Genomic DNA, 12969 nt, shown 5'->3' with positions numbered 1-12969 from the left:
CAAAATTCACTTACGCTCTTTTTCTTTTTTAACAAAATTTTGGCCTTCATTCCCCTACTCCAGCTACTCCTTTATATACAATCTGTAAAATCTTGAATCTACCTTCATTATGGGAAAAGCATCCGGCAGGTCCGCTTTAGCTATTTGAACAAATCCATTTTTTTCATAAAAACGATGGGCTGCCAAAAATTTTTCAGTTGTTCCAAGGTAAATTTCTTGAATGTAGTGTTCCCTGGCCCAGTGAATCAGGTTTAACAGCAGCAATTTCCCTATATTATAGCTACTGCCCCTATAAGCTGCTTTTACAAACATCTTTCGCAATGCGCCTTGCTTATTCCCGATATCGCGCAATGAAATAGTTCCCACCACCCGGTTGTTGCAAATTGCCATCCAAAAATTCCCATGTAAGGCTTGATAGAAATTAGGTATATCATTCAAATCCGGTTGATCTTCTTTTTTAATAGGAATCTGAAATTCATTTTGCTGAATATCAAGAATTAAATCAATAATTTCATCTTTGTATTCTGCCGAATACTTTTTTATAATAATTTCTTCCTCTTCCATTAAAAAATTGCCTCCTGATTGATCACTTTCCCGCATTCGAAAAGTTTATTCCTGTTCCTCCCTGTTCCTCTTTGTATCTTTTTAAATCCCGCCAATCCTGTTCAATATTCTCACGCATCCGTTTGAGTAATTTATATACAGCCTCTCTTTCTTCCGGGCTAAAACCGGTAAAACAAGTTTCAATATTCTTGTTTTCATCCTGAATAATATAAGCATAGATTTCCTGTGCTTTTGGCGAAGGAAACAGATGCCACATCCTTTTATCGGTTTCATTACGATTTCTTAATACATAATTCTCTTCTTGCAGCTTTTTTATCGCCTTAGTAGTTGTTGCCTTGTCCACTTTTAGGATGTTGGACAATTCAATCAGGTTAATTCCCGGATTCTCGCAAATGCGGGTTAAAAAAATGAATTGACCTCTTTGCAGGCTAATTTCCCGATACTTGATGTCACAGATGGATTGGATGCAGCGGGCAAGCATACCGGCCTCCCGCAGCACTTCACTTGTTAGTCTGCCGATGCTAACTCCTCCAGTACATTCAAAATATTAAAATAAGTTGATATTTCAACTAATCTAAATTATATTGCCATTTAGTTGAAATGTCAACTAAATAAAGTATTAACTGCGAAGCTAACAAATAAGATGACCGGGTCCCCGTTCTCATGTTTCAGTAATAAAAAAAAAATAGGCTCCCGTCTTAGGAGCCTGCTCATAAACAATAAAATACTCAGTTAGTTAAACCATATCGGCGTTGTAAAAGCCCGATAATTTCCGTTGGTCTTTTCCTTGCAGTATGCCCGCAGATAACTTCCGGGCTCCACACCGACAGTTATGGTGAAAAAGCCGCTTCCTGGGCTGACTGTCTTGGCGTAAACCTGCTGTTCCGCAGTCCATCCCGTTTTTCCTTTCATCACGACTATGTCCAGGGAATCGGCACTGTCCGCATAGGATATGTACACCTCTGCGTTGCCGCTGCCTATCGTGAGGCTGTCTCCCATCCAGGACCAGGTTGAGGTGCCGCTTTTTCTCGCCCATTCCGCCAGACCCGGGCGTGTCGTCACGTAATGGTGACCCAGTCCAAGGTTGTCTTTAATGTTTTGCTGCGTTAAATAATCGGCATATACCACCGTGTAAGCCCCGCCCAAATAATTGGAGGATTCCGTATCGCTGCCGGCAAAGGGGAATACTTTTTCTCCGTTCAGCAGCCGATGATCAATCCAGCGGGTAGTTGAACCGAGGTTGGTGTCGCTGCTTGAGCTGGCATTTATGATTTCCATGCCGGTTTCTCCGTGGGTGTACGGATAAGTATTAATGTTAAAATTCCAGGCTTCCAGCACCCCTGTTCCCCAGTTGGGATGGTTTGTTTTTACAAGTCCCCCATACTGCTTTATATAGTTAATAGCCTGCTGGGAATCCGGCGATGAAGCTTTCCGGAATATATCAGTCTGGCTGGGGACAAAAGTACTGTTCAGGATACTCCCAAAGTGGCAAGTATCATAGGCTTTAACGCCGTTTACCAGCTCGGCGGCGGAAAGCTCTTCACCGTAGAGAAAGGCAAATGTGCCGTCCGACAGGGAAGTGACAGTATTTTTCTGTTCAGTATATTTATTGGCATCCAGGCAATAGGAGTGGTCGGTCAGAACAAGCCAATCCAGGCCGGCTGCCATTGCTAAAGATTTTAATTCCGGAATGGTGTAAATCCCGTCACCGAAGTAGTAGTCCCAGGTGTATGTTGAGTGGGAATGGGTGTCCCCGAAATACCAGTCGCTGTGGTGAGCGCCGGGGGCAACAGGCGGCCTCTCCGGGGCACGCCCCGCCGTCAATACAACTTCCTGTAAAGCATGCACTTCATTTTGATCCGAGAGACTTTGCCCGGTTAAATCAATGCTCAATTTTATCGAACCCTTAGCCAAAAGCTCTGCCGCCATCTCCTTGGTAACCGTAAATCGAACGTAACTGGTAGCTTTCTTCAAATTTTCATAATGAGCTTTTGCTTGATTTTGTTCAGCCGCGCTTAAGGTACCTCTTTCATTTTTGCCTTGTAACGTTTTCAATGCCTGGCGCGCTTCCCCACCGGGCCGAATTGCTTGATTTATTTCCTTAACGTATTCCCTTTGCGCCCAGTTCCATGTGGCTTTTTTTAGCTGAATATCACCTGCCAACTTATTGTTTGTAACCTTAGCCACCACCGGAAAGGCTACTGCCTTACTAACGGATAATGGTGTGATCAAAGTTATTTCCACATCATCCGCTTTCGCTGCTGCTGTTGAAGTATAAACACAGAATAAGAGTATAAATGTCAGCATTGAAATCATTAAGCCGGAAAAGAAACGTTTCATTTATAAACCCTCCTTATTAAATTAGTTTATTTCCATATATTTACTTCTCAACAGGAAATTTCCTTCTTATTTATCATGAACTTTTATTTACATACTTTAACATACTTTAATTTGATTATTTTAAAAACATAACGAATCAAGACCTGAACTCTTACTCACCCTAAAAAGGCTACACCGCAAAATTCTTGGAACCGTTTTCTTTTAACTCTAATAAGTAAGTCAACAAGTCAATGCCCTTATTTATGCTATTGACCCATAAACCAAAAGTTGATATTATTAATAATGATAAATTTAATAAATTTAGCGAGGGGATTTTTTTGGCGTCCAGGACTGACGATTGTTTAAGTTTCATGCGATTGGTTCTTGGCATATATATATTGAAAATATTGCAGCAAGAGCCGGCGCACGGCAACAAATTGGCGGAGGAGATCAGGCAGCGTACGCAAAACGCCTACACGCCGAACACCAATGCCCTCTATCCGCTGCTCAGAAGGATGGAGGAAAAGGGATATATCGTTGGGGAATGGGATAGCCCGGTTAGGCGGAATAAACGGATTTATACCATTACGGCAGCCGGCCTGGGCCGTATCCCGGCATTGGAGACAATGCTGGCAGAGCGGCTCAAGCACCTGGAATGGAAGATCTCTGTTTTGCGGGAGGATTTACTCCCGCATTAACGTTTTACAAGCATTTTACAAGCAGGGATGAAAAAATCTATCGTTTATTAACAGAACAAGACAAAATATAAGCAGAAAAAGGCGAGGGAATTTTGTGGAAAAAGAGACTTCTAAACTGAGTAACCGGCAGATGGTCATGATCTGCGGGGTATTGGTAGCTATTTTAGTTGTTGGCGGCGCATGGTGGTGGATTCGCGCCAGCCGGATGGTTTCCACCGACGATGCCCGGGTAAAAGGCACCATCGTTGCCGTGAGCGCCAAGGTTAACGGCCGGATTCAAAATGTACTGGTAAAAGAAGGGGATCATGTCAAAGAAGGCCAGATCATTGCCGTGCTTGAGCGGCAGGAGTTTGAGGCGCAGGTGGAGCAAGCCAAAGCCAATTTAGCCATGGCCCAGGCTAAACTGGCTGCGACGACTGCCGGTAACCGGCCGCAGGAAGTTGCACAAGTCAATGCGGCAACCTTGCAGGCCAAAGCCAATCTGGAAAATACCCGCAAAAACAGTGAGCGGGATGAAGCTCTTTACCAGCAGGGAGCCATATCGGTTCAGCAAAGAGATGCCAGTAAGACAGCCTATGAGGTCGCGCAGGCTCAATATATCGCCGCCACCGAGCAGTACAGCCTGAGCGTCGAAGGCTCGCGCAAAGAAGATATCATGATGGCTCAGGCCCAGGTGCAGCAAGCACAGGCCGCCTTAAAAAACGCCGAAATCCTCCTGACTGATACCGAGATTAAGGCACCCGTCGGCGGCGTAATCGCCCTAAAATCAATTGAGGCCGGCGAAGTTATTGCCTTTGGCCAGCAGCTATTCAGCATAAGTAACCTTGCCGATGTCTGGATCGGTGCCAATATTGAGGAAACCTATATTGGCCGGATCAAGGTGGGCCAGCCGGTGGAATTTACCGTTGATGCCTATCCGGATAAAAAATTTACCGGCCGGGTCAGTGAAGTCGGTCCGGCCGCCGGGTCTCAGTTCGCGTTGCTGCCGACCGAAAATAGCTCTGCTAATTTTACCAAGGTTACCCAGCGGCTGCCGATTAAAATAAAGGCCGAAGAGTCCGAGTATGTGCTGAAGCCCGGCATGTCGGCCATCATTCATATTATTACAAAATAGGCAGATAGGCGTGACAGCAGCCCCAAGGCCTGGCTTGTAGCGAAAGGTTCTTTTTAATTATGCTAAAAAAATATGCGATTTTGTGTGCTGTTTGTCTGGGAACGGTGCTGAGCGCTTACGTCAGTAGCTGCGTTAATATCGCCCTGCCCAATATTATGTCCGCCCTGAACTTTAATATGGACTCCATTGTCTGGGTGTCGCTGGGGTATATGCTGCCCTATGGTTCTACCTTGCCGCTGACTGGCAAACTGGGTGATCAATTCGGAGCCAAAACAGTGTATATAGTAGGATTAGTGCTCTTTACCGCGGCCTCCTTGCTTTGCGGTATAGCCACAAACTCGACGGCCATGGTCATTTTCCGGATTGCGCAGGGAATAGGCGCCGGCATGCTGTTGCCCAATGCCATGACCATTGTGGCGCAAACCTTTGCCGCGCACGAGCGGGGGCAGGCGCTGGGATTGTGGAGCGCCATGGCCGCCGCGGGGGGCGCCATGGGGCCGACTGTCGGCGGCTATATAATCGAGAATTTTGACTGGCGCTGGATCTTTTTCTCGGTGGGCCCTGTCTGTGTACTCAGTATTATCTTTGCAACGGCCGTAATCCCCAAATCCGGCCGCAATTTGACGGTCAGCATGGATTTTGCAGGGGCCGCCCTCCTTATTACCAGTATCAGTTCGCTGCTGGTTGCCCTGAATCAGGGCCAGAAGGAAGGCTGGGACTCTCTTTATATTCTGTCGCTGTTTTATCTGGCGTTTACCGCATTTGTGCTGTTTCTGGCAGTGGAATTCAAGGTGGAAAAGCCCATGATTGATATGCAGCTGTTTGGCAATTCCACCTTTGCCGTAGCCAATATTATCGGCTTTATCTCCTTTGTTGCTTTCTACGGCGGGAACTTCTTATTACCGTTTTTTCTCAAATCAATTTTAGGGTATAGCTCCACTACCGCCGGCTTAATGCTGCTGCCGCTGACGGCTACCATGGTTGTATTCTCGCCGCTTGGCGGGCGGCTGGCCGACCGTTTCGGCTCGCGCCTGCCGGCTTTTGCCGGTATCATGATGATTGCCGGCGCGTTATACTCACTGGATACCATTAACGCCGATTATTCCAGCCACAATTTTTTTATCCGCCTGGCTTTATTCGGTATGGGTCTGGGGCTTACCATGTCGCCATTAACCAATTGTGCGGTATCATCCCTGCCCCAAGATAAGATCGGTGTTGGTTCGGGAATTTTTAACCTGGCGAAAATCATCGGCGGCAGTATGGGGGTCGTGTTTGCCGAGACCTTGCTGACGCGCCGGGAAATCTATCATACGGCCGTCCTAAAGGAATATCTCAACCCCGCTACTCATTCGTCCAGTGACATATACCGCCTGCTGCAGGCACTGTGGGGCAACCAGGGGATGGACAGTACCATGCTGCAGGCAGCGACTCACGGCTGGTTAACAGGACAGGGCTTTTTGCCGCAGCAGCATGTGATGCTCAAAGCACTGTTAAGTGAGCTGGTTTCCCGGCAGGCTTCCATATTATCATTTCAAGACGTGTTTTTCACGGTTTCTTTTGTGTGTTTTGCCAGCGGCCTGCTGGCGCTGTTCATCCGGCGGCGGACCACGGATACTGCCGCCGTGCCGGAGGGGCGGTAATGGATACGACGTGTTGCCGCAATGCACGGGTTTTGCAGCAGCGATTGACGGATTCGCTGGAAAGCGGGATAATTGTTATAGGGAGGGATGTGTTTATGGTAGCGTTTCAACGTATTTTACTTCCGGTCGACGGTTCGGCCAATTCACAGCGGGCCTTGGCTTACGCCGTTTATCTGGCTGAACTTTGCCAGGCTGCTGTCGGCATTTTGCATGTGGTCAATCTTTCCCAGGCTATATCCGCTATTGGACAAGTCGATACCGGCGGCTATATTCCCGGCCAGGTTTTGGAGGATCTTAAGGAAGGCGGCCGGCAAATTCTTGACAAAGCCGTGCAGCAACTGCCGGCAACGGTAGCGGCACAGGGCTTCCTGGAAATCGGCACTCCCCCGGAAGTCATTGTGACTTTTGCCAATAAACATGGCTATGACCTGATCGTGATGGGCAGCCGGGGCCGGAGCGCGATCAAAGGGCTTCTCCTGGGCAGTGTCAGCAGTTATGTTTTACATCATGCGGCCTGTCCGGTCATGGTGACCAAATAGTTTATCCTGTGACTAACCCGCTCTAAGACTCCCGTTTGGCGAAAGCGGGAGTAGATACCCTTACGGGCACAGGCCAGCGGATAATAAGTCCCTGTAATGAAGTAAACTTAGCTTCAGTTGGGTGGTTAAAACCCCACCCGGAAGCTAAGTTTACTTTATACCTCATATCTCGGCCACAACCTGGCACGGCAAGCCTGGCCCCCGACCCCACCCTGTGCCGATCAGGGTTTGACAGTCGCTTTGAAAACCTGTTTGCCGTCCTTCATTTCAATGATAACGGCGCTTTTTTCCGCATCATGAGTTGCATTCAGCGTAGTGGAACCGGTAATCGCCGGATAATCTTTCGTGGCGGCCAGGGCTGCCTGGATTTTCTCCTTCTCGCTACTGTTGGCGCGTTTGATGGCGTCGATCAGAAGATTGGCGGCATCATAGCCAAGCACTGCCAGCGCATCCGGAACTTGCCCGTACTCTTTTTTATACGCCTCCACGAATGCCTTGGAAACCGGGCTGCTGTCATCGACAGAGTAATGATTGGTAAAATAGGTCTTGTTCAGCGCAGCGGCGGTGCCCATTTCCACCAGTTTGGGCGAATCCCAGCCGTCCCCGCCGACAATGGGCACGGTAATCCCCATCTCCCGGGCCTGCTTGACAATTTTACCCACTTCCTCATAATAGCCGGGAACGTATAAAACTTCGGCATTAAGCGCCTTTACCTTAGTCAGAATGGTTTTAAAATCCTGGTCTTTTTGCAGATAGGCCTCTTCCGCCAGAATACTGCCGCCGCCTTTGGTAAAGGCGTCTTTAAAGAAGGCGGCCAGACCCTTGCTGTAGTCGCTGCTGTTGTCAACCAGCAGCGCGGCTTTTTTGGCCTGGAGGGTATTCAGGACAAAATTGGCGCCCACCGTCCCCTGAAACGGATCAATAAAACAAACACGGAAGGTATAGTTTTTCACCTTGCCGCTTTTCTCGTCCACAGTTACCTTAGGATTGGTAGCGCCGACCGCCAGAAATGGAATTCTATTCGCTTCGGCAACGCTGGAGGCGGCAATCGCATTGGAACTGGCAAAAATACCCGTTACCGCCGCCACTCCGTCCTGTGTCGCCAGTTTCGTCATGGCATTCGCCGCCTCTGAAGGCTCGCTTTTGTTATCGGCGACAACTGCCTGAATCTGTTTTCCCAGTACCCCGCCTTTGGCGTTGGCTTCCTTAATGGCCATTTTCGCGCCGTTCGCAGCTGAAGTACCAAATGTGGCATTGCCGCCGGTCAGTTCATTTAAAAGGCCGATTTTAACGATATTGGCATCCTGGCTGCTGCCGCAGCCTGCCAGCAAGCTTCCCAGCATTATCACAACAACCAACACCGCCGCCGCTTTAAAACCTGTTTTTCTCATCGGGAAACCCTCTCCTTCATTCTCCTTCATTCTCCTTCATTGTTGAGCGTATTGTGCACAGATAAATAAAGCCCCTGATTCCGGAATCTGGAGTTTCACCACTTACCGCCCTGGCTGCCAATAATAAAAGAGCCAAATCATATGAATTCAAAGCTGATTTCCCCCGATGTAATACCCAAAACATTTCGATGCTTTACTGCGTTTGGGGCATTACACCGGTAAATCATGTTTGAAAACAATCGACCCGACTCTGAAAAAAGACAAAGTGCATAGTCTGAATAAGCTATATTAGTTCTGTCCTTTTGCCTGAGAGTTTCACCGGTCCCGTAACAGGACGGTTTGCCCCTTCGGCGCCCTGTTGCCAGGGGCTCTCCAGAGTTCCATTCATTTGCGGTCCGTAACGTAAATTGCCTGCAAGCGTTTCTGTAGACATAATTTTCGTTCCGCAAACTTCACTTGGATAAAAATATTATTTTTTCAATATATAGTGCACACAAGTGCTATTATAGTAGACATAGTGATGGCTTGTCAAGGAGAATTCTTCTTAAATGCCACAGGGACGGTTCCTTCAACATATGTCAATGCTGATCCCAAAATCATCCCTATCATCATCTGCCACTTCTGGTGTATTATATAGGTGTATTATATTTGTGGCAATTTATACAAAAAATATCGGGAGAGAAGGTGGGTATAAATGGGTACTCTTATTAAAATATCGTCCCAAGAAGATATTTTCCCGGAATATAGGGGAACGCCTATTGAATTATTACTTGGCTATCATAATTTAAACTGGGAGTATTCACAATATACAGAAGCACAAATGCTAATTGGCATGTGTATGGATCACCGGAAACATCTCCGTATACCAGAAAACTTTGCTTATATTATCCGTAGTGGTGGCGCTAATCTCCGCTATACTGAATTTAAGGTTTCTTATGCTATTGCGGTTGGAGGCGTGAGGTATATTGTAGTTATCGCCCATAATAACTGCGGTATGGTCAATTTGATGTCTAAGCAAAAAGCCTTTATACAAGGTTTAACGGAAAGCGCCGGCTGGAAAAAAGAGTGGGCGGAAGAACATTTTAGATATTTCGCACCCATGTTTGAAATTGGCAACGAGATTGATTTTGTACTAAGTGAATCTAAAAGATTAAAACTGCGTTATCCCAAAATTGAAGTTGCGCCTATGTATTATCGGCTAGATGATAATAAGCTCTATTTGATAAAAGAGGATTAATGTTTCCGGTATCAGTTATTGCGGCACTGGATAAAGTGATAAAAGGGCTGTCTTAAAATAGATTCAAAGAACCTATTTTAAGGCAGCCCTTTTAATGCTTGGTAAACAAAAATAACATTTCCCCGGAAGGTATACTTAATAAAAAAAATCAAAGAATACCTTTATTCAACAATTGAGGTGAACTACATGCCAGGCATCTATTGGTATTGCGTCCTTGCGGTTATCGGTGCGGGAATGACAGCTTTTCTTCTATACAAAAATAAAAAAAAATCCATATGAACTTATATCATTTTTTTTGTTTGCCATAATGCTGACTTTTACAGGTGAAATGATTGTATTGCTCTTGCTGGACAGTTATGTTTATAAGCCTGGCGTTTTTAAGGATTATTACGCGGAAAACATTTTTGGACATATCATAACCAATGCCACTTTATGGCCTACGACCGCTCTGTTGGTGGTTGCTTACTCGCTGCGCTGGCGCTGGCTAGTACTGATAACCGTCATCTTTACGCTTTTGGATATTCTCTTTGTGAATCTCGGAATCTATCAGCACAACTGGTGGCAAACCTGGATGACCAGCGTTGCAATTTTCATTTATTGCCTTTTGATGAAGATATGGTTCGGCCAGTTGCAAAGCAGACGGCGCGGTATCCTGAGATATATCACGTTCTGGTTCATTTTACTGGTTATACTAAAGCTTCCGGAAAGCTTTCTCCTGCTTACCGGAATGCAATATGCCATCGTCGGCTGGTTTGAAAACCTTTACCGGGACGCCGGCGTATTCTCAGTCATTTATAACGCGGTGTTGTCTTTCTTCTGTGTCTTTTTCATTTGCATATTGGGAAACTGGTATTGGAAACTGGTTCCCTTTTTTATCTATTTTTCCTTTGATGCTATTCTTTTTGATAGGGGAATACTCTTTTTTAACAACGGCTGGAATATATATTACCTGATGCTAATACATTCGGTATGTCTGGTATTATTCACTGCACTTGAGAATAAATACCCCTATAACCCGCAACGCATAAAATATAAATCCTGGTAAGGATAAATGATACTCCTAACTGGAGGCCGGTGGCCAGCTTTGGTTGGCAATATATGTGGTCAACCGGCAGAAAATTTGCTATACTGATAAAAAAAGTAAAAAAAGCCCGCATACAGATAAATGGAAAACCGTGGTAAAAAGATTGCACAAACAGGGGAGCAAAAACAAATATGGTGAACGGCTGGGATGAAATAAAGCTGGGCTTGAAGCAGCAAGGATACATTGCCGACGACAATACGGCAATGCTTCTCCGGATATCCATGCTGCTGAACAAACCCATATTGATAGAGGGACCGGCGGGAGCAGGCAAAACGGAATTGGCAAAGGCCTGGAGTCATTATCTGGACCGGCGCCTTATCCGGCTGCAATGTTATGAGGGGATTGACGAAACGAAAGCTTTGTATGACTGGAATTATCAGAAACAACTGCTATATATCCAGTCCCAGGGGACAGACCGGCAAGACTGGGCCGGTATGAGCCAGAATATTTACACCAGGGAGTTTTTGCTGGCAAGACCTCTACTGGAGGCCATCAGCAGTACCGCCGCCGCCGTCCTGCTCATTGATGAAATCGACAAAAGTGATGAAGAATTCGAAAGTTTCCTGCTGGAAATTCTTTCCGACTGGCAAATATCCATTCCGGAGACAGGCACCGTAACCGCCGCCAGCATTCCCTCCGTCATTCTTACCAGCAATAATACGCGCCGGTTAAGTCACGCTCTGCGCCGCCGCTGTTTATACTTATATCTGGATTATCCCCACGAACAGCGCGAACTGGAAATCCTGAAGATGTATTTTCCCGTGCTTAACGATGATTTGGGAAAACAGGCCGTAGCTTTTGTCAGACGGGTACGGCTGGAAAAATTGAAAAAGCATCCCAGCATTAGTGAAGTAATTGACTGGGTAACCGTTCTGGACCATATGGGCGTGCGGGAGCTTTCCCCCGATTTGCTGGTAAATACGGTAAATATCCTCTTGAAATACCGGGAAGATTGTCTGGCAATTACTGAAAAAATCGGTCAAAAGGACTGGTTGCGTGGAATATTTAATCTTTGATATTGCCAGGATACTCCGGCAGTCAGGCATAAATGTCAGCACCCGGGAAATTGCCGACAGCATACAGGCGCTGCAACTGCTGAACGCCACGCAAATGGACAAATACGCTTTATATAATTTGTTAAATGGGACAATGCTCAAAACCGAATGGGGTGCCGGTTATCTGCAGCGGCTTATTGAACTTTATCTGGAGCCGGATCCGGAAATTATGGCAGACCGCGCCGGTGTACTCCCACTTAAAAGTTCTTTGCCGGGGGAAGCCGGCTATGGCGAGGGCGGTTCCGGCGGAACAAGCGGCGGCTCGCCGCTGCAGCTGCTGATCGAGGCGGTATTAAACCGGGAAACGGATTTGCTTTATTCCAGTGTCAAAAGACATATGCAGGGGATAGAGGATATCAGCGAGAATCAGGAGGAGGCCCTTGCCTCCCTTAAGCAGGGCAGCGGCTGGTTTGAGGTATACGGCCGCATTGAGGAAGATTACCGCTGTGGCCGGATTTCAGCGGCTGAGTATCAGTGTGCGCAGAACAGCCTGGCCTTATGGGAGAATTTTTTTATTGCGGAAATAGAGCGTTTGCAGGCGCGGGTGATGAGCCGGGATTATCTAAGCCGGCTAATGAAGCGGCAGAATCCCTGGCAGAGCAATATTCTTGACAGCGATGCCCCTTTAGATATCATGTCCCGCGAGGTGGCGAAGCTGGCGAAAAGGCTGGCGGTAAAAAAAGGCCGGCGCCGGCAGGTATCGATTCAGGGCAGGATTACTATCAGCAAAAGCATAAAACAGGCGATGAAAACAGGCGGTATATCCTTTAAGCTGGTCAGGACGGCAAGGAAACCGTCCAAGCCCGATCTTTGCCTGCTATGCGATGTGTCCAATTCGGTGCGGCGGTTCAGTTATTTTATGTTGTTGTTTGTGTATGCTTTACAGAAGAGATGTTCCAGTATCCGCTCATTTCTGTTTATTGATGAAGTGCTGGAAGTGACCGATTATTTCAAAGAACAGGATGCCGGCAGCGCCCTGGCAGCCATCGGCAGACTGAAAGGCTTTAACTGTACCGGTTTTTCTCATTATGGTAAAGTGCTGCATCAGTTTGCCGGCCGTTACCTGGAAGTATTGAATAAAAGCACCACCGTCCTGATTCTGGGAGATGCCAAAAATAACCGGAATACGGTGGACGGCAGCGAAGTTTTATATAAAATCAGGGAAAATGCCAAAGCTCTGTATTGGCTCAACCCGTTAGCCAAAGAATTATGGGACCGCGATGACTGCATTATGGAAAAGTACCGTCCAGGCTGTACCGGTATGTACCCCTGCGCCAATATTGAACAACTGGAGCGGTTTGTTGCCGCAATTTTATAACAGGTGTCCT

At 46.8% G+C, this 12969-nt stretch carries 13 protein-coding genes and 1 riboswitch; of the genes, 8 read left to right on the top strand and 5 right to left on the bottom strand.

Translation table 11 applies throughout. The features are described from left to right. Positions 1–63 precede the first annotated feature (63 nt). From MAMMFC1_RS10280 to MAMMFC1_RS10270, 3 genes are all read right to left on the bottom strand, one after another. A complete protein-coding gene (locus tag MAMMFC1_RS10280; protein WP_126308429.1) occupies positions 64–564 on the bottom strand; it encodes a GNAT family N-acetyltransferase in 501 nt (166 codons plus the stop codon). 22 nt (positions 565–586) lie between these two features. Further along, positions 587–1045, bottom strand: coding sequence for a MarR family winged helix-turn-helix transcriptional regulator (locus MAMMFC1_RS10275; RefSeq protein WP_126308428.1), 459 nt, complete (start codon positions 1043–1045; stop codon positions 587–589). A 251-nt stretch (positions 1046–1296) separates the two neighbouring features. Then, positions 1297–2904, bottom strand: coding sequence for a CehA/McbA family metallohydrolase (locus MAMMFC1_RS10270; RefSeq protein ID WP_126308427.1), 1608 nt, complete (start codon positions 2902–2904; stop codon positions 1297–1299). A 350-nt stretch (positions 2905–3254) separates the two neighbouring features. Between MAMMFC1_RS10270 and MAMMFC1_RS10265 the strand changes: the two genes are divergently transcribed. From MAMMFC1_RS10265 to MAMMFC1_RS10250, 4 genes are all read left to right on the top strand, one after another. Beyond that, complete coding sequence (locus MAMMFC1_RS10265) at positions 3255–3581, top strand: PadR family transcriptional regulator (RefSeq protein WP_126310554.1); 327 nt, start codon at positions 3255–3257, stop codon at positions 3579–3581. Positions 3582–3675: 94 nt separating this feature from the next. Further along, the gene (locus tag MAMMFC1_RS10260) at positions 3676–4695 is read left to right on the top strand and encodes an HlyD family secretion protein (RefSeq protein WP_126308426.1); all 1020 of its coding nucleotides are present in this window, start codon (positions 3676–3678) and stop codon (positions 4693–4695) included. Between the two features lie 59 nt (positions 4696–4754). Next, positions 4755–6335, top strand: a complete 1581-nt coding sequence (locus MAMMFC1_RS10255; protein WP_126308425.1) for a DHA2 family efflux MFS transporter permease subunit — start codon at positions 4755–4757, stop codon at positions 6333–6335. Next, the gene (locus MAMMFC1_RS10250) at positions 6335–6874 is read left to right on the top strand and encodes a universal stress protein (RefSeq protein WP_126308424.1); all 540 of its coding nucleotides are present in this window, start codon (positions 6335–6337) and stop codon (positions 6872–6874) included. Before MAMMFC1_RS10255 ends, MAMMFC1_RS10250 begins: the two co-directional genes overlap by 1 nt. A 22-nt stretch (positions 6875–6896) precedes the next feature. On the opposite strand, the gene MAMMFC1_RS21470 is transcribed toward MAMMFC1_RS10250, so the two are convergent. Continuing rightward, positions 6897–7040, bottom strand: a complete 144-nt coding sequence (locus MAMMFC1_RS21470; protein ID WP_158618724.1) for a hypothetical protein — start codon at positions 7038–7040, stop codon at positions 6897–6899. Between the two features lie 55 nt (positions 7041–7095). Then, entirely contained in the window at positions 7096–8265 is a 1170-nt protein-coding gene (locus MAMMFC1_RS10245; protein WP_126308423.1) for an ABC transporter substrate-binding protein, read from the bottom strand. A 284-nt stretch (positions 8266–8549) separates the two neighbouring features. Next, positions 8550–8651: riboswitch (glycine riboswitch) on the bottom strand. A gap of 308 nt (positions 8652–8959) precedes the next feature. On the opposite strand from MAMMFC1_RS10245, the gene MAMMFC1_RS10240 reads away from it, so the two are divergent. From MAMMFC1_RS10240 to MAMMFC1_RS10225, 4 genes are all read left to right on the top strand, one after another. Further along, complete coding sequence (locus MAMMFC1_RS10240; RefSeq protein WP_126308422.1) at positions 8960–9502, top strand: carbonic anhydrase; 543 nt, start codon at positions 8960–8962, stop codon at positions 9500–9502. Positions 9503–9830: 328 nt separating this feature from the next. After that, the gene (locus MAMMFC1_RS10235) at positions 9831–10547 is read left to right on the top strand and encodes a hypothetical protein (protein ID WP_126308421.1); all 717 of its coding nucleotides are present in this window, start codon (positions 9831–9833) and stop codon (positions 10545–10547) included. 170 nt (positions 10548–10717) lie between these two features. Then, positions 10718–11602 carry an AAA family ATPase gene (locus tag MAMMFC1_RS10230; protein WP_126308420.1) on the top strand — a complete coding sequence of 295 codons (885 nt, stop codon included), beginning with the start codon at positions 10718–10720 and terminating at the stop codon, positions 11600–11602. After that, on the top strand, positions 11583–12959 hold the full coding sequence (locus MAMMFC1_RS10225; protein WP_126308419.1) for a VWA domain-containing protein: 1377 nt from the start codon (positions 11583–11585) through the stop codon (positions 12957–12959). Before MAMMFC1_RS10230 ends, MAMMFC1_RS10225 begins: the two co-directional genes overlap by 20 nt. The last annotated feature ends 10 nt before the right edge of the window (positions 12960–12969 follow it).

The organism is Methylomusa anaerophila, assembly GCF_003966895.1.
Classification (GTDB): Bacteria; Bacillota; Negativicutes; order Sporomusales; family Sporomusaceae; genus Methylomusa; species Methylomusa anaerophila.
Note: the sequence above shows the minus strand (reverse complement) of the source record. Positions and strands in the feature narration are given on the sequence as shown.